The organism is Kibdelosporangium banguiense (genome assembly GCF_017876405.1).
Classification (GTDB): Bacteria; Actinomycetota; Actinomycetes; order Mycobacteriales; family Pseudonocardiaceae; genus Kibdelosporangium; species Kibdelosporangium banguiense.
On sequence record NZ_JAGINW010000001.1, the window covers coordinates 9,781,552 to 9,806,478 of the forward strand.

The 24,927-nt window shown below is 67.6% G+C and carries 15 protein-coding genes; 12 read left to right on the forward strand and 3 right to left on the reverse strand.

The window, feature by feature from the left end:
• Positions 1 to 360: 360 nt before the first annotated feature.
• The 9 genes from JOF56_RS44260 (at position 361) to JOF56_RS44300 (ending at position 15,785) form a co-directional block, all read left to right on the forward strand.
• Positions 361 to 2,706, forward strand: coding sequence for an ATP-binding protein (locus JOF56_RS44260; protein WP_209645537.1), 2,346 nt, complete (start codon positions 361 to 363; stop codon positions 2,704 to 2,706).
• Positions 2,706 to 4,799 carry an ATP-binding protein gene (locus JOF56_RS44265; protein WP_209645538.1) on the forward strand — a complete coding sequence of 698 codons (2,094 nt, stop codon included), beginning with the start codon at positions 2,706 to 2,708 and terminating at the stop codon, positions 4,797 to 4,799. The genes JOF56_RS44260 and JOF56_RS44265 overlap by 1 nt, the downstream gene beginning before the upstream one ends.
• Positions 4,800 to 5,955: 1,156 nt before the next feature.
• Positions 5,956 to 8,031: an ATP-binding protein gene (locus JOF56_RS44270; RefSeq protein WP_209645539.1), complete on the forward strand. Its 2,076-nt coding sequence runs from the start codon at positions 5,956 to 5,958 to the stop codon at positions 8,029 to 8,031.
• Positions 8,032 to 8,781: 750 nt separating this feature from the next.
• Entirely contained in the window at positions 8,782 to 10,191 is a 1,410-nt protein-coding gene (locus JOF56_RS44275; protein WP_372448308.1) for a sensor histidine kinase, read from the forward strand.
• A gap of 128 nt (positions 10,192 to 10,319) precedes the next feature.
• Complete coding sequence (locus JOF56_RS44280) at positions 10,320 to 10,739, forward strand: roadblock/LC7 domain-containing protein (protein WP_209645540.1); 420 nt, start codon at positions 10,320 to 10,322, stop codon at positions 10,737 to 10,739.
• Positions 10,736 to 11,095: a DUF742 domain-containing protein gene (locus tag JOF56_RS44285; protein ID WP_209645541.1), complete on the forward strand. Its 360-nt coding sequence runs from the start codon at positions 10,736 to 10,738 to the stop codon at positions 11,093 to 11,095. Before JOF56_RS44280 ends, JOF56_RS44285 begins: the two co-directional genes overlap by 4 nt.
• A gap of 52 nt (positions 11,096 to 11,147) precedes the next feature.
• Entirely contained in the window at positions 11,148 to 11,681 is a 534-nt protein-coding gene (locus JOF56_RS44290; RefSeq protein ID WP_209648852.1) for a GTP-binding protein, read from the forward strand.
• Positions 11,678 to 12,958, forward strand: coding sequence for a cytochrome P450 (locus JOF56_RS44295; protein ID WP_372448309.1), 1,281 nt, complete (start codon positions 11,678 to 11,680; stop codon positions 12,956 to 12,958). The genes JOF56_RS44290 and JOF56_RS44295 overlap by 4 nt, the downstream gene beginning before the upstream one ends.
• Before the next feature lie 481 nt (positions 12,959 to 13,439).
• Complete coding sequence (locus tag JOF56_RS44300) at positions 13,440 to 15,785, forward strand: ATP-binding protein (RefSeq protein ID WP_209645542.1); 2,346 nt, start codon at positions 13,440 to 13,442, stop codon at positions 15,783 to 15,785.
• A 7-nt stretch (positions 15,786 to 15,792) separates the two neighbouring features.
• On the opposite strand, the gene JOF56_RS44305 is transcribed toward JOF56_RS44300, so the two are convergent.
• The 3 genes from JOF56_RS44305 to JOF56_RS44315 are packed head-to-tail and all read right to left on the reverse strand — an operon-like array spanning position 15,793 to position 21,982.
• Positions 15,793 to 18,123, reverse strand: a complete 2,331-nt coding sequence (locus JOF56_RS44305; protein WP_209645543.1) for an ATP-binding protein — start codon at positions 18,121 to 18,123, stop codon at positions 15,793 to 15,795.
• A gap of 26 nt (positions 18,124 to 18,149) precedes the next feature.
• The gene (locus tag JOF56_RS44310; RefSeq protein WP_209645544.1) at positions 18,150 to 20,243 is read right to left on the reverse strand and encodes a pyruvate, phosphate dikinase; all 2,094 of its coding nucleotides are present in this window, start codon (positions 20,241 to 20,243) and stop codon (positions 18,150 to 18,152) included.
• Between the two features lie 11 nt (positions 20,244 to 20,254).
• Positions 20,255 to 21,982: a PEP-utilizing enzyme gene (locus JOF56_RS44315; protein ID WP_209645545.1), complete on the reverse strand. Its 1,728-nt coding sequence runs from the start codon at positions 21,980 to 21,982 to the stop codon at positions 20,255 to 20,257.
• Positions 21,983 to 22,151: 169 nt separating this feature from the next.
• Between JOF56_RS44315 and JOF56_RS44320 the strand changes: the two genes are divergently transcribed.
• From JOF56_RS44320 to JOF56_RS44330, 3 genes are all read left to right on the forward strand, one after another.
• Positions 22,152 to 22,415, forward strand: a complete 264-nt coding sequence (locus JOF56_RS44320) for a PhoD-like phosphatase N-terminal domain-containing protein (RefSeq protein ID WP_209645546.1) — start codon at positions 22,152 to 22,154, stop codon at positions 22,413 to 22,415.
• Between the two features lie 417 nt (positions 22,416 to 22,832).
• On the forward strand, positions 22,833 to 23,423 hold the full coding sequence (locus JOF56_RS44325; protein WP_209645547.1) for an RNA polymerase sigma factor: 591 nt from the start codon (positions 22,833 to 22,835) through the stop codon (positions 23,421 to 23,423).
• An 889-nt stretch (positions 23,424 to 24,312) separates the two neighbouring features.
• The gene (locus tag JOF56_RS44330) at positions 24,313 to 24,927 is read left to right on the forward strand and encodes an HdeD family acid-resistance protein (RefSeq protein WP_209645548.1); all 615 of its coding nucleotides are present in this window, start codon (positions 24,313 to 24,315) and stop codon (positions 24,925 to 24,927) included.

Below are 24,927 nucleotides of genomic sequence, written 5' to 3' on the forward strand. Positions count from 1 at the left end.
CGTGAGCGGTATTCGGTCGACGGTCCGTCACATATGTGTCGTGCCCAGGCAGAAAAGGCGCCACTGGCCACTATTCGCCACGACCTCATTAACATGATCTCATTAATATGTCGTGGACACTTAGCCGCCACAAAGACGGCCAAGACTACAAGCGGGCGGGCTCTTGGCCGTTCGAGAACCGCCCAGAAGGCCTGGCGACCAACTATCGAGCCCGACCGTGCCTCAACGTCGCTGCATGAATACGGCCGATATGAAGTCAGCTGCGTGCCGGCGCTGCAGCGGTTAACGTGGCAGCCGGGCCTGGGTTCGATTGAACACCGAAGATCGAGCAGCAGCCTTGGGTTGCAGTGTGAAGGTGTCATGCCACCCACCGCCCCGGGTAAGGCCGGGAATCTTTCCCTGGAGCTGACCAGCTTTGTCGGCCGTCGGCGCGAGGTGACCGAGGCCAAGCAGGTGCTGTCGGCCTCCCATCTGGTGACCTTGACCGGGGTCGGGGGGATCGGCAAGTCCCGGCTCGCGCTGCAGGTGGCCGCGCAGGTGCAGCGGGCGTTCGATGACGGGGTGTGGCTGGTCGAGCTGGGCGAGCTGCAGGATCCAGCGCTGGTGGAGCACACCATGGCCGCCACCCTGGGGCTGCGGGAGCAGGCCACGCTGGAGCCGGGGGAACAGTCACGGCGCCCGCCGATGGCGATGTTGACGGAGTATCTCGCTGCCCGGCAGGTGCTGCTGGTGCTGGACAACTGTGAGCATCTAGTGGACACGGTCGCGAAACTGGTCGATGCGCTGCTGCGGGCCTGCCCGCGGTTGCGGGTGCTGGCCACCAGCCGGGAGCGGCTGGGCGTGAGCGGGGAGGTCACGCTGCCGGTGCCGCCGCTGCCGGTACCAGACCCACGGCGGCCGCACACCCTGCGGGGCCTGTCCCAGTCCGCGGCGGTGGCCCTGTTCGTCGAGCGGGCCGTGGCGGTGGTGCCCGGGTTCTGCCTTACCGCGGACAACCAGGGCGCGGTCGCGCAGATCTGTCGCCGGCTGGAGGGGCTGCCGCTGGCGATCGAGCTGGCCGCGGCGCGGCTGCCGGCGCTGTCACCGGCGGAGATCCTGCACCACCTGTCCGACCGGTTCCGGCTGTTGGGCGCTGGTCTGCGCGGCGCACCGGCGCGGCAGCGGACCCTGCGGGCCTGCATCGAGTGGAGCCACGGGCTGTGCACGTGCCCGGAACGGCTGCTGTGGGCCCGGCTGACGGTGTTCGTCGGCGGCTTTGAACTGGAGGCGGTCGAGGGCATCTGCGCCGGGGACGACCTGGCGTCGGAGGGCGTGTTCGACCTGGTGAGGTCCCTGGTGGACAAGTCGATCCTGATCCGGCAGGACGGCGGCACCGTGCGGTACAGGCTGCTGGACACCCTCCGCGAATTCGGTCAGGACAAGGGGCGGGAATCCGGCCAGGACACCGCACTACGCCGGCGGCATCGGGACTGGTACGCCGAGTTGGTGGCGCGTGCGGAAGCCGAGTGGATCAGTTCCCGGCAGGTGGACTGGTTCGCCCGTCTGGAGCGGGAGTACCCCAACCTGCGTGCCGCGCTGGAGTTCTGCCTCACCGAGCCCGGCGAGGCCGGGGCCGCACTGCGGATGGCCACGTCGCTGTACGTCTACTGGTTCGGCCGGGGGCTGCTCAGCGAGGGCCGGCAGTGGCTCGACCGCGCCCTGGCCCAGCAGCCCAGGTCCTCCGTGGAGCGGGCCCGAGCCCTCTACGCCGACAGCATGCTGGCCGGGCAGCAGAGCGACATCGCTGCCGCGTCGGCCCTGCTGGATGAGGGACAGGAGGTCGCAAGGCAGCTGGATGATGCCTCGACGTGCGCGCTGTTCTCGCTCGCCTCCGGATACGTGGCGGGGCACCGGGGGGATCTCCCCCGCTCGGTCGCGCTGCTGGATGCGGCCCTCGACGCGTTCCGCGCCGAGAACAACCTCCCCCGGCTGCTCGAAACCCTCTTCGCTCTCGCGGTATACAGCGGGGGACGCGGAGACGCGACACGGGCACTCGCCGCCCACGAAGAGGTACTGGCGATCACCGAACCTCGCGGCGAGGTCTGGTACCGATCGATCTCGCTGTGGGCCCTCGGGCTGGCGGTCTGGCAGCAGGGCCAGCCTCGGCGGGCGACCGGGCTGGTACGGGAGAGCCTACGCCTCAAGCGCCCGCTCAACGACCTGCTCGGCACCGCTTGGTGCCTGGAGGCCCTGGCCTGGATCGCGGCTGGCGAGCCGGATTCCCGGCGCGCTGCCACGCTCCTCGGCGCCGCGCAGGCGCTCTGGCACACCATCGGCGCGTCCCCGGCGACGGTCCGGCACCTGCTCGGCTACCACGAGGAGTGCGAGCAGCGGATGCGTCACGCGCTGGGCGAGCAGGCATTCCAGGCCGCTTTCCAGCGCGGCATGGACCTGAGCCTCGCGGACGCCATCGCGGACGCCCTGAACGAGAAACCGCAGGCGGCGCCAGCACCCGCCAGCGCCGCGACGACGCTCACCCGACGCGAGCAGCAGGTCGCTGAACTGGTCGCCGAGGGCCTGACGAACAAGCAGATCGCCGCCCGGCTGGTGATCGCCCAGCGCACCGCCGAGGGCCACGTGGAACGCATCCTGGCCAAACTCGGCTTCACCAAACGCACCCAACTCGCCGCATGGGTCACCGAACAACGACAAAGCCGGGAGCGGTGATGGCGGGCACCGGATCGGGCAGGGTGGCAGGCAATCTGCCGGCCGACGTGACCAGTTTTGTGGGGCGGCGGCAGGCCACGGCCGAGGTGAAACGCGTCCTGTCCGCGGCCCGGTTGGTGACCTTGACCGGGGTCGGTGGGGTGGGAAAGTCCCGGCTGGCCCTGCACGTCGGGCGCACGGTTCGCCGGAGGTTTCCCGACGGGGTGTGGCTGGTGGAGCTGGCCACGCTCAGCGATCCGGCGCTGGTGGAGCAGACCGTCGCCGCCGCGCTGGGGTTGCGCGATCACTCGCGGCGGGATCCGGCGACCGTGCTGGCCGAGTTCCTGGCGGACAAGCACCTGCTGCTCATCCTGGACAACTGTGAGCACGTGCTGGACGGGTGCGGCCACCTCTCGGCTCGGTTGCTGACCACTGTGCCGCGGTTGTCCGTGCTGGCCACCAGCAGGGAACCGCTCGGCATCCCCGGTGAACATCGCTGGCCCGTCCCACCGCTGTCCCTGCCCCCCACCGAACCCGATACGCGGGCACCGGCAGGCCCCCGCGACGCGCTGGCGTTATTCGCCGACCGGGCTGCGGCGGTCGCTCCGGGGTTCGCCCTGAGCAGGGACAACGAGCCGGTGGTGGCGCGGCTGTGCCGACGGCTGGACGGGTTGCCGTTGGCGATCGAACTGGCCGCGGCCCGGATGCGAGTCATGTCGGTGGAGCAGTTGCTGGTCCGGCTGGAGGACCGGTTCACGCTGCTGACGGCCGGGCACCTCACAGCCCTGCCGCGCCATCACACCCTGCGGGCGACGGTCGAGTGGAGCTTCGAGCTGTGCTCGGAGGCGGAACGACTGCTCTGGGCCCGGTGTTCGGTGTTCGCCGGGGATTTCGACCTGGACGCGGCCGAACACGTGTGCGCCGGTCCAGGGCTGGCCCACGATGAGGTCTTCGAGGCGGTGGCCGGACTGATCGACAAATCGGTTCTGATCCGGGAAGAATGCGCTACCGCAGTGCGGTACCGGATCCTGGACACCATCCGCCAGTACGGGCGGGAACGGCTGGCCGAGACCGGGGACCCGGCTGGGCCGTGCCGCCGGCACCGCGACTACTACCTGCACCTGGCCGAACAGGCCGACGCCGACTCGGGCGGCCCGCGCCAGCCCGACTGGGCCAAGCGGTTGCGGATCGAGCGGGCCAACCTCTTCGCGGCGCTGGACTACTGCCTGACCGTGCCCGGCCAGCAGCGGGACGGCCTGCGGCTGGCTGCGGCCCTGTGGTTCTACTGGATCGCCTGCGGCTTCGTCCGCGACGGCCGGTACTGGCTCGACCAGGCCCTGCAGGCCAATCCGGCACCCAGCCGGGACCGCGCGAGGGCGCTGTGGATCACCGGATGGATCGCCACCGTGCAGGGCGACTACCAGGCCGGCCTGGCCCTGCTGGACGAAAGCCGGGACCTCGCCCAACAATTGGGCAACGAGACCGAGCGGACCTATGCGACCCAGCACCTCGGCTGGGCGCGCCTGGCGACCGGCGACCCGCAGCAGGCGATCCCACTGCTTGACCAGGTCCTGGCTCGCCACCGGGCATCGACCCGATGGACCGCGCCCGCGCTGATTATTTTTCCGATGCAGGTATTTGCCGTCGGCACGGCCGGCGACACCGACCATGCCATGGACCTGCTCGACGAGTGCCGGACCATCTGCGCGTCGCTGGGAGAACGCTGGGCCTTGTCCTGGACATTGAACGCCGCCGGCATCGCGTGTTTGACAGCGGGAAACCCCCGGCAAGCGGCGGCTCACCTGTGTGAGTGCCTCCGCGTCAAGCGTGACGTGACCGACCAGCTGGGCTACCCGTTCGGTGTGGATCTCCTGTCGTGGATCGCCGCCGCGCAGGGCGACTGGACACGGGCCGCCGTGCTGCAGGGCGCGGCGGACACGATGTGGGAGCCAATCGGCCGACCACTGTTCGGCTTCGACGCCTTGATCGACCAGGGGCAGGAATGGCGGACACACACTCACGACGCCCTCGGTGACCGCGCCTACCACCACGCCCTCCAGCACGGCGCCCGGATGACCCCAGAACAGGCCATCGCCTACGCACTGGGCGAATAGCCTTCCGCACCGGCGGCTCTGCTGCCGGAGTCGGGTCCGCTGCCGGAGTCGGGTCCGCCGCACCTGGCCTACCTACAGGCACGTCCCGACGGGACAGACCTGTCGTATCCGACATCCAACGGAAGACCTTGTCCCGCAACGCATGCAACCGGCGCCGGCCAGGCGGTGCAAACAGCACACGTCCTCCGGGTTGCCGACTGTGTCATTCAAACAGGCCAGTCACCGCCCGTTGGGGCCGCCCGCGCAACGGTCCCCGTGCGAACGCCGAGCCGAGTGAGCCGCCATGAGCCCGCCAGCATGCTGCGCACAACGGACCAGCCTGGTCTGCGATGGCGGGACCAGCCACACCGCACAACGCAAGACCGGACGCGGTGACCGAATCTGGTACCCACAAATGAACCACGTTGCCGACGAAGGCCCGCGCGCGAATCATGACAAACCCCAAATCTCAAGACCGGAACAGCACGCTGCAGAGCACCAGCCGAGAAACCCGATCCGCGGCCACCTTGCATGCCGATCGGAGCGCTGGACCTTGGTGCAGCAAGCAAAGGACTGACAGAGTCCTATGAGGACTCTGCCATCTCGGCCCATCGCTCCGGCTCAACCTCCGGCAGGCATCCATACCGAGCAAGCGATCACGGCCGTTGGCGTGACCAGCGGCCCCTATGGACAGACCACTGCGGACTTACCGGACATTGCCAAGACCACCCGTCCAGGATACTCATGCACATGCATCTGCACGTGCATGAGGTTAGCAGGTGTAGGCGCGCCAGTCGCGGATTCTGTTCTCGTTGTACCCGGCGGAAACGATGCGCGCTCATCTCATGCACTTCAGCGTCAAGCCTTTCGATTGCGTTACTCCGTCCGGATTCGTGCCGGGCGGCAAAGAAGGCCGATCACCTGGCCTTGTGTTCGCGCTGGCGCGTGGTGGCCAATGACGAGATTGCGCCCACGTCTTCCAGTTGCGGCGAACCAGTTTCGGGGGCAATCTCACGAGGCTCGATCTATGGCGAGACAAGAAAGGTGGCGGCGCACGCACTCGAAGCCTGCGGATCAAACGGACCTTTCACGACATCGAGGACATCTTGGCCAAGCGCGGTTTGACCGCTCGCCCGAAGATCGCTGCCGGGGCCACCGAACGACGTGAGATTCCGTCATGACCCCCACCAGTTCCCGACGGCCGAAGAACAATCTTCCCGCGGAAGTGACCAGTTTTGTAGATCGTCGGCGCGAGGTCGCCGAGACCAAACGGGTGTTGCGCCGGCGCCGGTTGTTGACCGTGACGGGTGTGGCCGGGGTCGGCAAGACACGGCTGGTACTACGTGCGGCTGCGCAGTTACGCGAGGAGTTCCCCGACGGCATATGGCTGGTCGAGCTGGCGGGGCTGACGGACGACAAGCTGCTGCCCCAGACGGTCGCCGATGTCCTGGGTCTCCAGGATCAGTCGGCTCGGTCAACAGTGGACATACTGTTCGACTATCTCAGGGACAAGCAACTGTTGTTGGTTCTGGACAACTGCGAGCACCTTGTGGACACGTCCGCGATACTGGCGGATGCACTGCTAGGAGCGGCGCCGGAACTACGGATCCTGGCCACCAGCCGACAGGCACTGGGAACGACCGGCGAGTACCTCTTGGAGGTGCCCCCGTTGCCAGTGCCGGACCTGAGACACGTAACGAGCTCTTCGACGCCGTACGCGGCGGTACGCCTGTTCGCCGAGCGCGCCGCGACGGCAATGCCCGGTTTCCGGGTTGACGCAACGAACCACGAGGTCGTCGCCCAGATCTGCGATCGGCTGGACGGCATCCCCCTGGCCATCGAACTGGCTGCGGTACGGGTGCGGGCGATGTCGATCCGTCAGATGCTGGCCAGGCTGGGCGACTACTTCGAATTCCTTGCCGGGGGGAGCCGAGTCTCGGCGCCCCGCGTGCAGACACTGCGAAGAGCGATCGACTGGAGCTTCGACCTGTGCTCGGCGTCAGAACGGGCACTGTGGGTGCGAGCGTGCGTATTCGCCGACGGGTTCGACCTGGATGCGGCCGAGGTCATCTGCTCCTGTCAGGAGGTTGCCCGCGAAACTGTCCTCGACCTGGTGGCCGGGCTGGTGGACAAGTCCGTCCTTATCCGCATGGACCACGGCGACCCGGCGCGCTACCGAATGCCGGAACCGATCCGCCAGTACGGCGAGGAACGCCTGGCACCATCCGGCCTGCGGACGGCCCTGCGGGCACGACATCGCAACCACTACCGACATCTGATCGAGAACGCGACACGGGAGTGGCTTGGGCCGAACGAAGTGGAATGGCTCGTCCGGCTGCAGCGGGAGCACGCGAACATCCGGGCCGCGCTGGAGTTCTGCCTGACAACCCCCGGAGAGGCGCAGGCAGGGCTCGAGATCGCAGCCGCGCCATGGACCTACTTGATCCTTACCGGCTCCCACCGTGAAGGCCGCCATTGGCTCGACCAGGCGTTGGAGCTCAGCCAGGAACCGAGTTCGGCACGGGCCAACGCCCTATGGACCGGCGGCTGGATCGCCCTTCAGCAGGCCGACGTGGCCGCAGGACAGTCCATGGTGGAGGAGTCCCGCGCCCTCGCTCAGCGACTTCACGATGAATCCGCCTTCGCGCACGCCACCCGGATCTCCGGTATGGCAGCGTTCTACCAGAACGATCTCCAACGCGCGGTCACGCTCCTTGAGGACGCACTCACCCACCATCACGCGGCCGGTGACCTGGCCGGCGTCTGGATCGCCTTACTCCAGCTCACTGTGGCCACCGCGGTTGCCGACGACCCCGAGCGTGCTGTCGCCTTCGGCGAGGAGTGCCTGGCCCTGTCCGAAACCCGCGCACACCTGTCAAGATCCTGGGCGCTGTGGTCGCTCGGCTTCGTCAAGTGGTTGACCGGCGATCGGCAACAGGCCGGCAAGCTGATTCGCGAAAGCCTCCGGCTAGGCCGGTTCCACAACCAATGGGGCATTGCTCACAGTCTCGAGATCCTGGCTTGGATCGCGGCAGCCGAGGGAGACGACGAACACGCCGCACGACTGCTCGGCACAGCCCGCAAGGTCTGGAAATCTGTCGGGACCCCGATGGCCGGACTCACGCACCTTGCCCCGTCCCACGCCCAATGCGTGAAACGAGCCCGCCGGGCACTCGGGAATGAGAAGTTCGCCGCCGCCTTCCACAAAGGAACCCGCCTCACCCTCGACGAGGTCATTGAGGCAACGACATAGTCACTCGAGTTGGATGTGTCATGATGAACCAGATTCAGATTCTTCTCAGAGCAGAATCGTTATGTAACGCAAGGCGGATGGAACACGCCAGCCTCTCTCGCGGACAGTTTCAACAGCGGTTCACCGGCCAGTCCGAGCCGCCCCAAGAACCGGAAGACTCCCAGGTCGACCCTCCGCGTTCACTGGTTGCCGCCACCAACGGAGCACCTGCACGGGATTCTGACGCTGTTTGGTATTGTCCCCCGGAAAACTTTGGATGGCCGATGAGCACAACAACGCGGGAAATCGTTCCCACCTGCACGTAATTACTGTCCGCCAAGATCGTTACGACATTCCGGGGATCGGTGCTTACGAACGGGAAAGATCGACGCTAGGATCTCCATCCTGTGAACGATCTCGGTCCCAACACACCGCCCCGGCACGCACTGCTGCGCCAGGGCGACTGGCGCAGGTGAAACGAAGAATCGAAATCTAGGAGCTTGAGTACCTGAGTCAGCACCAGTCCTTCGAATCCGTACTGGGCCGTTGTCCGTCTGCTCGCGCACCATCTTGCCGGGTACGGACCGGACCCGCCGATGCCACACCCGAAAACCATGTCCGGATTTCATTCCGGCCACGTTGTATGAGCACGCGCCGGCATTCGGCATACCGCCGGCGGTCCACTGCCCGGCGTCCGCGTCCCGCCGTAGTGGGATTCCGGTTCGCATGTCCCTGTCCCTCTGCCACCAACGCCCCACAAGGACCTGATCGATGTCAGTACGCATACCCATTCACCATCAGGCAGAGCGCCCGCCGATGGGTTGGGCCCTGCTCGTTCTGCTGGCCGCACTTGTCATCACCGGTAGCGCGTGCCTGTGGGTGACAGCCGAGACACCCGCTGTGGGTCAGACGCTCGTGGCCTGGTTCGGCGCGGCGGCAGCGGTCCTGGTGAGTGTTGCCGTCACGGTCGCGGCATACAGCACACAGGCGGCACACTATTTCCGCGGCCGTATCGCGGTGCTGGACGCGGACGTCGCTCGGCTCGCTGACGACACGCTGCCCGCTGTGGTCCAGCGGGTGCGCGAGGGGGCGTCGGTGGACACCGCACTGGCCGAAGTGCAGCACTCCGTCGATGGTGTCCGCCAACGCCTCCTGTGGACGCTGGCGCAGGAGGTCAGCAGAGCAGAGCGCATGCGCGCGGCCACTATGGCAGCCTGCGCGAACGCTGCGGGCCGAGTCCAGGCCCTGGCCACCAGCATGCTCGCCGACCTGCGGGAGATGGAGGACCGATGCGACGAAAATGTCCTCGGTGACCTGCTGAAGCTGGACCACAGCACGGCGCAGGCAGGCCGGCTGGCGGACAGCATCGTCGTACTGACCGGAGCACGCTCCGGCCGACGCTGGACCAAGCCGATCGTCATGGAAAGCGTCCTGCGCGGAGCGATGGGCCGCATCAACGCCTACCAGCGGATGAAGGTGCACTCAACTTGCACCGTCGCGATCGCCGGGTACGCCGCCGAAGGCATCATGCACGCTCTCGCTGAACTGATGGACAACGCCGCCAGCTTCTCGCCTCCGTCGGAGGAGGTGCACGTGTACGTGGACGAGGTGCACGCGGGTGTCGTGGTCACGATCGAGGACAGCGGCCTCGTCATGAGCCCTCCGGCGTTGGAGCGTGCTGTGCGCGCGGTTTCCTCCGAGCCGCTGGACCTGACCACGCTGTCCGGTACCCGGCTGGGTCTCGCGGTGGTGGGCTGTCTGGCCCGCAAGCACGGCCTGAGCGTCTTTTTCCGGCCCTCCTCACGTGGAGGCACCGGAGTGCTGGTCATGATCCCGCGACAATTGATCGCGGAGCACGGGCAGGACTCCGTCTCGGTCACGCGACGCCCCACGCATGTGCCCACTCCGGGCGCACGGCACCGCGCAGACGCCGCCAAGCCCGCCGGGAGTGCCGCGCCTGCCAAGGCCGCGCCCACTGTGGACAGTGAACACCCCGGGCTGCCGCAGCGGCGCCGTGGGCAAACGTTGGCCGCGACATCCCCGGCTGCGGCCCCGCCGACGACGAAACCCACGCTTCCCCGCTCCGGCGCCGGTGCGCGATTCGGCGCATTCCGCGAGGCCAGCCGGGGCAACGGCACCGGCAGCCATCCTTCTTCTCGCCAGGACGACGACACCCAGTGACCGCTTCCCTGCATGAAGAAGGGGACATCGGCACCTCGATGCTCGCACCGGACCCGATCGGACAACAGATTAGGAGGCAAGGGGTCCGCTCCCGGCATCAGGTGCCCGGGCGTGACCCCAGGATTCCGATGAACACCACAGATCGTGACCTCGACTGGTTGCTGGAGAACCTTCTGGAGAAGACGCCGGGGACTCGACATGCCCTGGTGCTGTCGAAGGACGGCCTCAAGCTCTGCCATACCCACGAGCTCACCGTGGACCAGGCTGACCAACTAGCCGCCATCGCCTCGGGAATCCAGAGTCTGGCCTACGGCACGTCCGTCGAGTTCGGCGACGGTACCGGCGGCGTGCGGCAGTCCATGACGGAGTTCCACGGCGGGCTGCTGTTCATCGTGGAAGCCGGAGAAGGAGCCCATCTCGCCGTACTGGCCGACGACGATGCCGACGTCGGCGTCATCGGCCACAACATGAACGAACTGGTCGAGCAGATCGGCGAATATCTGACCGCCCCGCCCCGCCAACCTCAACACAACAGCCAGCCGATATGACCTGGCGACCACTTCACAACGAGGACCCGGACCGGTTGTACACCGTCACCGGCGGGCGCAGCCGCGCGGACGAGAGTGCCCTGGACCTTGTCACGCTGATCGTGAGCGAATGCGACCCCACCCCGGGCATGCAGTCCGAGCACGTCAAGATCCTGCGAATGTGCCGCTACCCGACAGCGGTGGTGGAGATCTCCTCGAATCTGGGACTGCCGGTCAGCGTCGTGAAGATCCTGCTGTGTGACCTGCTCGACATGGGCCGGATCACCGCCCGCCATCCGTCCTCGGCCTCCGTCAAGACTCAACTGCCCGATCTCGAAACCCTGAAGCAGGTGCTCGTTGGACTTCAGAAACTCTGAGCAAGCCGCCCATACCCCGCTGCTGAGCACCGCCAGGGACGGCCTCAAGATCGTGATCGTCGGCGGGTTCGGTGTTGGCAAGACGACCATGGTCCGCTCTGTCAGCGAGATCCGCCCGCTGAGCACAGAAGAGACCATGACCCAGGCCGGCATCGGGATCGACGACAGCGGCGTACGGGCCAAGACCACGACCACGGTCGCGTTCGACTTCGGGCGGATCAGCCTGAACGAGCACATGGTGCTGTACCTGTTCGGCGCACCGGGCCAAGAGCGGTTCTGGTTTCTCTGGGATCGCCTGTTCTCGGGGACCCTGGGCGCCGTCGTGCTCGTGGACACTCGGCGGCTGGCCGACTCCTGGTACGCCATCGATCGCCTCGAACACCACGGGATGCCCTTCGTCGTCGCCCGCAACAACTTCGGCCAGCCTGAACACACCCTGCACCAAGTACGGCACGCACTCGACCTGTCCCCCGACATTCCGCTGATCGACTGCGACGCCCGCCGGCGTGACTCCTGCAAGGGCGTGCTGATCGCTCTCGTCAACCACCTCTTCGCCCTGTCCTCCGTACGGGAGACCACGATATGACCACCCCTCAGCATTCACCCGGCACCACAGCGCCGTTCGCTGGTTCGCCCCCACCGGAGTGCCCCGCCCACCAGCAAGCCACGCCGTTGTACGGGCCGCGGTTCCAGAACAACCCGGCCCAGCTTTACCGGGACATGAGACGACAGCACGGGCCGGTCGCCCCGATTCTGCTCGACGGCGACATGCCCGCGTGGCTGGTGCTCGGATACCGCGAACTCCACGAAGTCACCAGCAATCCCCAGTTGTACGCTCGCGACTCCCGCCGCTGGAATGCCTGGGACCGCGTCCCGGCCGACTCTCCGCTGCTGCCGATCGTGGGGTTCCAGCCGTCCGCGATGTTCACCGAGGGGGCGGAGCATCGGCGGCGTGCCGGAGCCATCAGTGACGTCCTCGCCGCCGTCGACCAGTTCGAGCTGAGGAGACACTGTGAGCGGCTCGCCGACAAGCTGATCGATACGTTCGCCGGCAGTGGTGAGGCCGACCTGGTGAACCAGTATGCGCGGCCGATTCCTCTGCTGGCCGTCGCCTGGATGTTCGGCCTGCCGGAGTCCGAGGCGTCGGACCTGATGCGAGACATGTACATCACGCTTGACAGCCGCGAAGGCGCTGTCGAAGCCCACCACCGGATATACGCCGGATTGCGCCGACTGCTCGACCTCAGGCGCGAGAATCCCGGTCCGGACGTGCCCTCCCGCCTGCTGGCACACCCTGAGAAGCTCACCGACGACGAAATCGTCCCGGACCTGTCCGTAGTGCTGTTCGCCGCTCAGCAGCCCACGGCCGACTGGATCGGCAACACCCTCCGGCTGATGCTGACCGACAACCGGTTCGCCATAACCCTGTCAGGCGGCCGCGGCAGTGTCGGCCAGGCGTTGAACGAAGTGCTCTGGGCAGACACGCCCACACAGAACTTCGCGGCGCGCTGGGCCGCCCGGGACACCCACCTTGGCGGACAACGCATCCAGGCCGGTGACCTCCTCGTCCTCAGCTACGCCGCCGCGAACACCGACCCGCAGGTACAACCGGGCTCCTTCGCCGGCTCCGATGGCAACCACGCCCATATGTCCTTCAGCCACGGCGAGCACGGGTGCCCATACCCGGCGCACGAGGCCGCCGAGATCATCTCCCAGACCGCTGTCGAGGTGCTCCTCGATCGGCTCCCGGACGTGACGCTGGCAGTGGCCGCCAACGCACTCGTATGGCGACCGTCCGTATGGATGCGCGGTCTGTCCGCCCTACCGGTCAAATTCGCCCCCGCATACGTCGCCAGGGCGTAGGGCTGGGTCGCCTGCACCAGGTTGCCCCTTGGACGAGGCCCGCATTCAGCCGCCGTTGACAGCAGCCAGTAATTGGCCCTTGCCGAGAGATGACGTCATAAAACAGGCTGACATGTGGTCGACGGGCCGTGGGCTGGCGTCTGGTGGCCACTGACGAGACTGCGCCGGCTCCTGTCGTTCCGGCTTGGGGGTTGCTGGGTCACCCTGGATGTCATGAACCCGTCCCTGAAGGGACAGGCTCGTTGTCTGTCCCCGCGTTCCGGGTCTACCCCGAGCCACCGGCAAAACCGGCCGCTGACACGACCGGACACGCCGGGATCTGCTCCTCCTGACCGCCCCGGGTCCGCGGAGCGTACTGAACGATCAGGCTTCCGCCGATTGGACTTTCGGTGAAATCTGTGACGGGCACCAGGGCCGCCTTGTGTGCGGCGAAGGATGGCGCGATGCACCGCCGACGGTCACATCGAACGTGAGGCCTGTCATGCCGGTCTCCGAGTTGCAGCAGCGCGGTGGCAATCTTCCGGCCGAGCTCACGAGTTTCGTGGATCGCCGGCGGGAGATCTCCGAGGCCAGGCGGGTGCTGTCCACCGCGCGACTGGTGACGTTGACGGGGACCGGCGGGGTGGGCAAGACCCGGCTCGCGCTGCGGGTGGCGGGCGCGGTGCGGCGGGCGTTCGCCGACGGGGTGTGGCTGGCCGAGCTGGCCCAGGTGCGGGATCGCACGCTGGTGGCGCACACCGTGGCCCAGGCGTTGCGGATCCATGACATCGCCGGGCGGGAGCCGCTCGGGCTGCTGGTCGATTTCCTGCGCGACCGGCAGGTATTGCTGGTGCTGGACAACTGCGAGCACCTGGTGCGCGAGTGTGCCGGGCTCGCCGACGCGGTGCTGCGCGAGGCCGCCGGGCTGCGGATCCTGGCCACCAGCCGGGAAATCCTTCGGGTGGCCGGTGAGCAGGTCCTGCCGGTCGGTCCGCTGCCGGTCCCCGAGCGCAACGGGTCCCGGCCGGCCGGGACCCGTTCCCCGGATACCGCGGTGGCGTTGTTCGCCGAACGCGCCACGGCGGTGGTGCCGGCGTTCGCGGTCAGCAGCGAGAACCAGGAGGAGGTGGCCGGCATCTGCCGCCGGCTGGACGGCCTGCCACTGGCCATCGAACTGGCCGCGGCCCGCCTGCGGGCGCTCTCGGCCGGCCAGATCCTGGCCCGGCTGGACGACCGATTCGCCCTGTTGACCACCGGCCCGCGCAGCGTGCCGGCACGCCACCAGACCCTGCAGGCGACGATCGACTGGAGCTTCCGGCTGTGCACCCCCGCCGAGCAGGCACTCTGGGCGCGAGCCTCGGTGTTCGCCGGCAGTTTCGGGCTACCGGCGGCCGAGAGGATCTGCGCCGGTGAGGATCTGCCTGCCGAGTCGGTCTTCGAGCTGCTGGCCGGGCTGGTGGACAAGTCGATCCTCATCCATGACAACCACAGGACTGGGACCCGGTACCGGTTTCTGGACACACTGCGCCAGTACGGGCAGAACAAACTCCGGCAGGCCGGCCAGCACGCCCGGCTGCGGCGCCGGCACGCCCACTGGTACCTGCACCTGGCCGAACAAGGCAACCGAGACTGGTTCGGACCCAACCAAGCCACCTGGCTGCAGCGACTGCGACTCGAGCACGCCAATCTCCGGCAGGCACTGCAGTTCTGTCTCACCACCCCTGGCCACGCCCAGACCGGACTACACCTCGCCGCAGCCTTGCGGTTCTACTGGTTCGGCTGCGGCTTGCTGGCCGAGGGACGACACTGGATAGACCGGGCACTGGCCCAGGACACCGCGCCAAGCAGGGCACGGGCCACCGCCCTGTGGATCGACGCCCACATCGCCGTCGTGCAGGGAGACATCCCCGCCGCCACGGCCATGGCACATGAATGCTCGGACTGGGCCCAGTCGCGGGGCGACGAGAATGTGCTGGCCTATGCCGTATTCATCCGGGGGGCCGCCGCACGATTCAGCGGCGACTTCCAGCAGGCGCAGGTACTGCTGGAAGATGCCCTGGCGCGCTTCGAGGCTCTCGGCGAGCTGAACAGCACCGTGATCATCGCCTACGTCACACTGATCGGAGCAGCCGTTTTCCAGGGGAACCTCGCGCACGCCGTCGCGCTGGGCCAGCACGCCCGCGCGCTCTGCGAGCAGCACGGCGACCAATGGGCTCGGGCCTACACGCTCTACGCTCTCACCCTCGCCGAATGGACACGGGGCGAGTTTGCGCAGGCGAGCGCACACGCCCAGGAAAGTCTCCGGGTCATGCACACCTTCAACGACACCTTCGGCATCGCGTTGCTCGTCGAGCGGCTGGCCTGGATCGCCGAGAAGGCCGGCGAATGCGAGCGGGCCGCCGTGCTGTTCGGCACGGCCCACCAGATCTGGCCCTTGGTCGGCGGCCAGCCCCTGTTCGGCTCCGCGCACTACCTCGCCGCACACGAGGCGTGCGAGCAGCAGGCCCGCCGCACCCTCGGCGACTCCGCGTTCGAGGCCGCCTTCCGCCGTGGCGCCGAACTCGGCTTCGATCAGGCCATCGCTCACGCCCTCGGCGAGACCCCTCAGCCCGCCCCCGCCAGTCCCGCCACCGCAACGCAACCGCTGGCGCCGCTGACCCGCCGAGAGCAGCAGGTCGCCGAACTGGTCGCGCAAGGACTGTTCAACAAGGACATCGCGGCCCGGCTCGTGATTTCCCGGCGCACCGCCGAGGGGCATGTGGAACGCATTCTGACCAAACTCGGCTTCACCAAACGCACCCAACTCGCCGCATGGGTCACCGAACAACGAGAAAGCCGAAACTCGTGATGGGGATCTATTTGTCGTTCGCGGCAAGTACGTTGCCGCAGCCGTTGATCCAGGCCGCGATCTCGACCCGCGATCGGAAGCCCAGCTTGGCCAGGATGCGTTCCACATGCCCCTCGGCGGTGCGCTGGGCGATGACGAGCCGAGCGGCGATCTCCTTGTTCGTCAGCCCCTCTCCCACCAGCCCGGCGATCTCCGTCTCGCGACGGGTGAGCTGGGCCGTCCCCCGGGTGGGAGCCAGCGCCTCTGCCGCCTTGCCCTGCACGAAGTCGACCACTTCAGCGGGTGACATCGCTTTGCCCCGGGCGAGGGCTGCCGCGAACCGGTGCCCGGTGAGTGTCTCCCGGGTGGCCTGCTCGTGGCGGGCGAAGCGCTTGGCGATGTGCGGATAATCCGGCGCGGCACCGGCGAGCTGCACCACCGTCTCGGCCGCGCCCCACAGTAGCGCCGCCCGCTCGTGGTGGCCCGTACCCGAAGCGCACCACCCCAGCGCCTCGACGCACCGCCCGATCGTCCGCAGGTCGTAGGTCTGCCAGGCCAGCGAGAGAGCCCCCTCGAACAGGACCGCCGCCTCGGGGAACGCCCCGTCGGCGAGCCGGTACCGGCCGAGAAGCCGCAGCACAATGGTCTTCGACCAGTCGGCTCCCGACAGCTCGACCAGGGCACGCGCCTGCTCCGCGGACACCTTCCCCTCGTCGGGCGCGATGTCGAACGCGGCGACGCCATGCACGATCAACGTGCGGTAGACGCCCGCCATATCGGACACCGCACGGGATTTGGCCAACGACCGATCGAGCAGCGTGACCGCTGTCCGTGGGTCGCCGCGGTGCACGGCACGCAGGGCGGCACACCAGTCGGCGTCCGCGCTGATGGTGGTGTCCCCGAACTGTTCGGCCAGCTCGAACATGGTCACCGCCTCGTCGTACTCGCCGCAGAACTGGATCAGGAACCCGCACGCCGCCAGCGCTTTGGCACGCAGCGCGTTCGGTTCCGGGGCGGCCGCAAGAGCTCGGCGCAACCACAGTGCGCCCTCGTGGAACAACCCGCAGGCATACCAGTAGATCCGTAGCCGGGCGGTGATGTCCAGGGCAACTGGTGCGCGGGCGGGATCGGCAAGGCAGAACTCGAGCGCGGCCCGGAGGTTGCTGTGTTCGCGACGCAGCTCGGTGAACCACGCGACCTCGCCAGAGTGGAAGTACGCGGTCTCGCCACGGTTGACCAGGGCTCGGTAGTAGGCCAAGTGCCGTTCGCGGACGGTGAGCTCCTCACCGGACAGGGCCAGCTGGATGCCTCCGTATTGCCGGACGGTGACCAACTGCTGGAACCGCGCCTCCTGCCCGCGAGTCCTGTCGGCCCGGATGACAACGGATTTGTCGACCAGGCCGGCGACGAGTTCGGCCACCTCAGACCGGTCGATCCCATCCCACAAGCCCACCGCTTCGGCGGCATCGAGATCGAAGTCGTCCGCGAACACCGACAGCCGCGCCCACATCCGCTGCTCGTCCGGGGTGCACAGGCGATGGCTCCACGCCATCGCGGTCTCCAGGGTCCGGTGTCTCGATTCGCCCCCGCCACGCCCAGAGTTCAGCAGCGCGAACGCGTCGTCGAGGTGAGCCAGCATCGCCTCCGGCCCGAACGCGCGGCACCGGACGGCGGCCAGTTCGATGGCCAGCGGGATACCATCGAGCCGCCGGCAGATGGCATGCACCGCCGGCAGGGTCTCTGGGGTGAGCCGGAAGCTGGGCTCCGCGGCGCCCGCCCGGTCGGCGAACAGGGTGACCGCGTCCGAGGCGAGGAGCTTCCTGCCGTCGATGGCTCCTTCCGCTGTGATGACCGTGAGCGGCGGCACCGGAAAAACCTGCTCACCGCCCACCCGGAGTACCTGCCGGCTGGTCGCCAGGACGTGCAGCCGGGGTGCCGCCACCAGGAGCCTGGCCACGAGCCTCGCGCAGGCGTCCACCAGATGCTCGCAGTTGTCGAGCACCAGCAACAGGTGCCGGTCCTGGAGGTACTCCTGCAACCGGACGGTCGGATCGGCGCGATGGTCCGCCAGCCCGAAGGTATCGGCGACGGCGTCGGCGACCAGTTGCGCTTCGTTGAGACCAGCCAGTTCGACGAACCAGACGCCGTCGGGAAACGCCCGCCGGCACTGGGCGCCGACCTGCAACGCCAGCCGCGTCTTGCCCACCCCGCCGGGCCCGGTGCACGTCACCAGCCGCGACTTGGACAGCAGGCGTCGCACCTCGGACACCTCGCGCCGCCGGCCGACAAAGCTGGTCAGTTGGACGGGCAGGCCTCCCAGCGCCCGAGCCGGGATGCTCTGATACTTCGCACGCTGCATGGTGCCGAAAGACCACCTTGTCCGGATCAGAGCGCGCGGCCTGCCGCCACTTCGCTTTCGCGGCTGTCGCCGGTGATGCTGAGCAGATCTTCGTGCAGCTCGAACCACAACGTGTGAAAGCTGTCCTTGCTGATATTCGCGATGAAGGTGTGGTCGCCTTCGGCGAGGCGAGCGCGCGCCTCGCCGAACCTCGGCGCGTACCGCCGCAGCCTCGGGGCGAGGTCGCCGAGCCGATCCAGCAAGGGTTTCACGCGCTCATGAAGGTCGCGAAGGCGGTGCAGGACCGCCTGGTCATAGGCGGCATCGGCGTGGTCGTTCGGTGTGGCGTTGTCGCGCAGCTGCCAGTCGGTGATGATCTGTTTGAGTTCGCCGTTGAAGCCGCAGAATTCCCGGTAGAGGCGCCCGGCCACCGCCTGGTCGCTGTTCATCCGTTCCTCAGCGAGCAGAATGGACAGCCGACGACGCCCATCCGGCGTCAGGCGCAGGCCGCTTCCGGAGTGCGTGCACAGTCCATGCTCGACCAGCTCCAGGCACACCGCGTCCAGCCGGTCGCGGTCCGCGCCGAGACTGTGGGCCGCCATCTCCGGGGCGATCCGCCTTTTGAGCCCGACCAGCCGCAGCACTGTCAACTCGTCGATGGATCCGGCAGGGGCGTGGCGCCGCACAGCCAGGGGCACTCGGGCCTGAGCCCAGTCGATCAGCCGGGCCAGGTCCGGATCGATCTCGTCCTCGATGGACAGCAGCGGCATCTCGCCGAGCCATACCACCCCACCGGCACCGTCCACAGTCACCTGCTGGCCCGCCAGCGAAGTCACCGTGCCCTCGCCGCACCCGACCACGCAGACGCGGCCGAGTTCCCGGCTGACCACGGCGGCGTGCGAGGTCGACCCTCCATGTTCAGTGAGCACGGCCCGCGCCGCGATGAACCCGGGCAGGTCGTCCGGACTGGTGCTGGACCTGGCCAGCACGACGTCCTCGCCCGCACCGGCCCGCCGCTCGGCCTCGCCCGGGTCGAGGACCACCACGCCGGTGGCCACGCCCTCGCAGACCGGATGCCCGGTTGCCACCGGCACAGCTCCGGCGAGACGCGACCGGTCCAGCACGCAACCGAGCAAGGCACGAGCATGTTCGGCAGTGACGCGCTCCAGCGCGGTGCCCGGTTCCAGAATGCCCTTGTCGACCATCGAGACGGCGGCGCGCAGCGCGGCCCGCGGTGACCTCCGGGCAGTCCGCGACTGCAACAGCCACAGGCGGCCGGACTCCACGGTGAACTCGATGTCCTGGATGTCGCCGCAATCGCGTTCCAACCGGACGGCCATATCCATGAGCTGGGCGTGCACCTCGGGCAATAGCTCGCGCAAGGCGGCCAGGGGTTGCGGGTCGGCGCGGCCGGACACGACGTCTTCGCCCTGTCCGCGGACGATCCACTCGCCGAACGACGGTCCCTCCCCGGTCATCGGGTTCCGGGTGAACAGCACCCCGGTGCCGGACCGGTCGTCGAGGTTGCCGAACACCATGGCCTGCACGATGACCGCGGTGCCCCCATCGTCAGGAATGCCACGGTGTCGCCGGTACGCCCGGGCACGAGGTGAATTCCAGGACGCGAGGACCGCCTCCACCGCGCCACGCAACTGCTGCCAGGGATCCGACGGCACCTCGGCATCGGTCATCCCGAGGACAATATGGCGGTACGCCTCGATGAACCGGCGATGGGTGTCGGCCGGGTAAGCCGGGTCCTGGGTCTCGGCGGCGAGAGCGGATTCGATCGCGGAGTTGATCCCCACGTCGAGGACCGTATCCAGCATTCCGGGCATGCTCCGGGCGGCACCGGAGCGCACGGCCACCAGCAGCGGTTTCGACGGCGAACCGAAACTACGGCCGGTTTCCGCTTCGAGAACCCACATCTGGTCGACAATCCGCTGCCACAGCGGGTCGGGCAACCGGCCGCCGGCGGCGTGGTACGACCGGCAATAGGCGGTGGTGGCCACGACTGCGGGCGGTACCGGGAGCCCGAGTGCCCGCATGCGGTTGATATTCCAGGCCTTGTCGCCGATATCCGCGTGCGACAGGTCGATGGTTCCGTCGAGAGGAACGACGAGCCTCCTGCCGGGGTCCGGCATGGTTGTTGTCCTCATGCGACCGTCACGCGACCCGTTGAGCCGTCCACGGTCACCACGGTGCCGTTCTTGATCCGTTCGGTGCAGTCGGGAACCGACACCACTGCGGGGATGCCGAGTTCGCGGGCAACGATGGCGGCGTGCGAGATCGTGGCTCCGGTCTGGCAGACCACCGCGCCGGCAGCCAGGAACAGCGGACCCCACGACGAATCGGTGGTGACGGCGACGATGACCTCACCCGGCTCGAGGTCGCTGTCGTCGTCCAACGACGCGATGACACGGGCCGGCCCAGTGTGGACACCCTGCGAAACGGGCACGCCAGTCAACTGCTCCCCGCTGGTGACGGCGGGCTTCGGCTCCTTCACGCGATCTTCGAATGCCTCGAGAGGCGGTGGTTCGCCCTCGAACACGAACGGCGGCCACTTCGACTTCAGCAGCTCCAGGCCGGCCTGACGGTTTGCGATCTTCTCGCCGTAGCGGCCGGGGGCGTTGAGGAAGCCATCCACCTCGTTGTCGAGCAGCAACAACAGTTGTTCCCAGGCCGCCAGCACGCCCCGCTCGACGAACCGGCCGCCGAGCTCCCGCAGATTGGCCCGGATCTCTTCGGTCATCCGCGTACAGTTCAGCTTGGTCTGCTCGCGGGCGGGGAGGAACACCTCGGCGGCCTGGGCGGCACCGAGGAACCGGTCTCGGGCTTCGGCGTCACCCGACAGCCGTGCCGCGATCTCCTTGATCGCCTTGTCCCGTTCGGCCCGCAACGCCGCAGACCGCTCGCGTGGTGCGGCCGCGTCGGGAGCTTGCCGGGCGCGGTCGAGCATGCGCAGCGGGACCCGGGGATCGGACGCGTAGGTAGCCGAACGGAACTCCCAGACGCTGGCCCCGAGAAATCCCCACCGATCGATGAACTCCGCCCAGTGGGCAAGGAATTTCCTCACGTCGGCCTCAGCGGAGTCCAGCAGGCGTTCCAGCAGCCCGTCGACGCCGGCATCGAATTCCCGCATGAGCACAGCGGAACGGGCCACCACACGCGACAGCTCCCACATCTCGAACGACTGCCGCGCCGAAGGAATATCGAGCACAGTCGTCACTTTGGCAGCCATTTCCGGCGCCTGCACGGCGGCCGCGATCTGCGCGACAACCGCTGCCACCACATTCGAGCAGTAGGTCATGTAAATGTGCTTGGCGAAGAAGTAGCGGTTCTCCGGTCGCAGCTCGCGGAAGCGCGCGAGCAACTCGGCGTCGGACGCCATCGACAGGTCGGGCCGGCTGCCCACCAGCCGGTCGAGCCGGGCCTCGTCCTCCGCGAGCTCCGGCAGCTCGGTCGTGGTGAACAGCGACCTCAGCCACTCGCCCGCTGCACGAGCACACTCCGGGTTCTCGTCGCGCGGGTCCGGCCGGTACGGCGGGACATCCGGGTAGTCGCCGAAGAACGACCGGTCCATCGCCTCGATCGACATCCCCGGCACCCGGACCCCGAGCACCCGCGAGAGGGAGACGTTGAGGTAGACATAACCGCCAAAGCAGCCGACCACCTCGCACTCGCCCACCGGCTCGAACTCGTCCAGGGTGAACGCGCCCATCCGGCACAAGGCGTCCCGCCAGCCCAGCTCCCAGGAGCGCGGCGCGTAGGCGCTCCAGGTCAGCGGCGAGACCGCCTCGACGAACACCTCGGACACATTGCCCCGGGTGTATATGGGAAATCGCTCGCTGGGTTCGTTGTCACAGACCCAAACCTTAGTCATGAGAACTCCTTTGCCCTCCCCGCGGGCCGAGGCGGAAAATGACAATGGCGAATACCCGCCATAGCCGGGAAGCCTCACCATCGAATTGCAGCTCGTCGTCGGCGAGTCTCGCTCCGCCAACATAATAGGAATTGCGGGTCGCTTCGGGCGACCCTGATCATCACAGTGTGTGTTGTGGACCCGGCTCGCGCAGAACCCGTTGGCCGACAACGGCCATGGCGGGATGCCGGACCGTCCGTTCCTGATGGAATGGGAGATCGCGACCGACAAGCGGTTCTGTCACACGGTCGGGCCTGGCATCGAGGTCGCGCGGCCGAAGTCGGCGCACAGCGTGCATGTCGAGGTCGAGGGCTACGGTCGGGAAACGACTCATCATCCCGTCGATCGTCCCGCCAAAGCCGCGCCGAGGGGAAGCGGCCAGCACTCTGTCTAGTGTGGACGACAGTGCGCAATGGATACCACGTCGGCAGCCTGGCACTCTCAGATGGGCGAGTGAAGGGCTACGTGTGGCGCAGAATCGCCGTTGTCGTGATTACGCCATCGCCACGTCCTGTCGAGCATCTGGATGCCGACTCGTCTGTTTGTCCAAAAGAGACAGTTTGTTCCGGATCATGCGGCCGATCTTGGCAACACCCATGAGAGGTCTCCGGTCGACCCCGCCGGGGGAATGTGCTCGTTACTTGCCAACCCCTCGTCAGTCCCGTGTGGATATGACACTCCGGCAGGGGTTTCGCTGAGCCGGGAAATGGATCAAGATGTCGCGGGCGCACGGTGCGTCGCGTTTGGTGATGGCGGTGAGGTTTCTGATGTTGCTGGGTTGCGGCGAAGCCGGACGGCTGAGCGATCCACAATGGACTCCCGGGAGAAGGTCCTGACCAGACGGAGACGGAAACCGGCTGACACGGCGGACTTGGCGGCGGCCTTGTCAGAGGCGCAGCATGGCGACGAGGACGCGTTCCGTGTGCTGTACAGGTCTGTTCAACCGGCTTTGCTGCGGTACTTGCGGGTGCTGGTGGGTGAGGATGCCGAGGACGTGGCGTCCGAGGCCTGGCTGCAGATCGTGCGGGATCTGACGTCCTTTCGTGGGGATGTCGACGGGTTTCGTGGCTGGGCCACGACGATCGCCCGGCATCGTGCGATGGACCATCTGCGTCGTCAGCGCCGGCGGCCGATCGTGACCGGGCCGGTCGAGGACCTGGCTGATCGATCCGGACCCGAGGAGACCGCCGAATCCGCGGTGAACGCGGTGGCCACCGATGCGGCGCTGGCGTTGATCGGGAGACTGCCACGTGATCAGGCCGAGGCCGTGCTGTTGCGCGTGGTCGTAGGGCTGGACGTGAAGGGAGCCGCCCGGCTGCTGGGCAAGCGCCCGGGCGCAGTGCGCACGGCAGCCTATCGCGGTCTGCGCAAGCTCGCCGAGTACTTCGACTGCCCCGGCTGACCAGCATAAAGCCGGACCGAGTGACGCAATCGGAAGCTTTGACGCTGATGGATATGAGATAAGCGCGCACCGTTCCCGTCGGATCGGATGCTCTGAGCGACCTGCTCGCGGCGGCGTCCGTGCCGGCGCGCAGGGTCGCCGCTCCCGGGCGGGCGGCGGTTGCCTCCCCTCCAACCGCCGCTCGCCCACCCATTCCGCGCAGTACACAAGGAGAATTGTTGGCGCACAAGGGAATCCAGAGGCGACCGGACGACCGTAAGTGGCGGGTGAGCCAATGACACACGCGGCCGAAGGGCCCGCCCCTGAACGGATCAGAGCCGGCAGCGGTGAGCCCAGGCCGGATCACGTGGTCACAGACGAACCGGCATTCCACATTCCATAGTGGACAGACCTGGGTTACGGACACACCACCCAAGTCACGAGCGACAAGTCGGCGGTGGCTTGGGCAATCGCGCTGGCTGTCGCCGAACCGGTCACCGCGCGGCGGTCAGTCTGGTGAACCTTTTCGGAGCCTGCAGGACGGTGCCCTCGCTGGTCATGGCCGCCTGGCAATCCGTCACCAACCAACCCGGCGCGGTTCGGTCAGGTGTTCGGTGTGCGTTGTCGGTTGAAGACGGTTGCTTGCATCCGGTGTCGTGGAGCGTGGGTGAGACAGTCGCGGCGTTCTTCACCCTCCACGGGTGACGCGCGCGATCGTGGGTGCATCGCAGGGTGACGGGGTCGTCCGACCGTCCTTACGGGGCGGGTGGAACCGAGGAGGTCTGGTGATGGGCAGCAGCCGGAAACGCTCCGACAACTCGCCCGCCGCGGGGGATGAACGACCCGGGTTGATGCCGAATCGTGTGGCACGACGGCTGTCGATAGCCAATCCGCCCAAAGGGGTGTTTCAATGAGTGCAGCGGATTCCTCGCCCACCATCGGTAGCAAGGCGGTCAGGGCGGTCATCACGGCCAGACCGTCGCGTGGCTGGCAGATCGCCTTCGGCGCGGTAACCGTGGTGGTCGGGCTACTGATGCTTTTCTGGCCGGGAGCCACGCTGCTCGCCGTGGCCGTTCTCCTGGGCCTTCAACTGATCGTCGCCGGCGTTATTCGCATCGTGACCGCCTTCTCGTTGGACACTGACGGTGGGGGTGGGCGGGTTCTGTTTGTGCTGCTCGGCCTACTGTTGATCGTCGTGGGCATCCTCTGCCTGCGCTCGCCGTTCCACACCACCGCGATCCTGGTGCTGCTGTTCGGCGTGTCATGGATCGTCAGTGGCGTGATCGAGATGTTCCACGGCTTCGTGGGCGGCGGTGGCTGGGCGATCGTGTCCGGCGTCGTCAGCGTCCTGGCCGGCATCGTCGTTCTTGTCTATCCGGTTCCCAGCGTTGTCGCGATGATCTGGCTGTTCGGCATCGCGTTGGTCGTGATCGGGGTGATGGCGATCGTTTCGGCGGTGTTCAGCGGGAGCCGCGGCGCGGCTCCGACCCGCGGCTCCCGCGCGGCAGGGCCGGCTACACCCTGA

Bases quoted from the DNA above. Each gene is read 5' to 3' on its own strand.
- JOF56_RS44295 (WP_372448309.1), top strand. From the start codon at position 11,678: ATGACCACCCCTCAGCATTCACCCGGCACCACAGCGCCGTTCGCTGGT.
- JOF56_RS44270 (WP_209645539.1), top strand. From the start codon at position 5,956: ATGACCCCCACCAGTTCCCGACGGCCGAAGAACAATCTTCCCGCGGAA.
- JOF56_RS44275 (WP_372448308.1), top strand. From the start codon at position 8,782: ATGTCAGTACGCATACCCATTCACCATCAGGCAGAGCGCCCGCCGATG.
- JOF56_RS44300 (WP_209645542.1), top strand. From the start codon at position 13,440: ATGCCGGTCTCCGAGTTGCAGCAGCGCGGTGGCAATCTTCCGGCCGAG.
- JOF56_RS44280 (WP_209645540.1), top strand. From the start codon at position 10,320: ATGAACACCACAGATCGTGACCTCGACTGGTTGCTGGAGAACCTTCTG.
- JOF56_RS44325 (WP_209645547.1), top strand. From the start codon at position 22,833: ATGGACTCCCGGGAGAAGGTCCTGACCAGACGGAGACGGAAACCGGCT.
- JOF56_RS44330 (WP_209645548.1), top strand. From the start codon at position 24,313: ATGAGTGCAGCGGATTCCTCGCCCACCATCGGTAGCAAGGCGGTCAGG.
- JOF56_RS44315 (WP_209645545.1), bottom strand. From the start codon at position 21,982: ATGACTAAGGTTTGGGTCTGTGACAACGAACCCAGCGAGCGATTTCCC.
- JOF56_RS44285 (WP_209645541.1), top strand. From the start codon at position 10,736: ATGACCTGGCGACCACTTCACAACGAGGACCCGGACCGGTTGTACACC.
- JOF56_RS44310 (WP_209645544.1), bottom strand. From the start codon at position 20,243: ATGCCGGACCCCGGCAGGAGGCTCGTCGTTCCTCTCGACGGAACCATC.
- JOF56_RS44265 (WP_209645538.1), top strand. From the start codon at position 2,706: ATGGCGGGCACCGGATCGGGCAGGGTGGCAGGCAATCTGCCGGCCGAC.
- JOF56_RS44260 (WP_209645537.1), top strand. From the start codon at position 361: ATGCCACCCACCGCCCCGGGTAAGGCCGGGAATCTTTCCCTGGAGCTG.
- JOF56_RS44305 (WP_209645543.1), bottom strand. From the start codon at position 18,123: ATGCAGCGTGCGAAGTATCAGAGCATCCCGGCTCGGGCGCTGGGAGGC.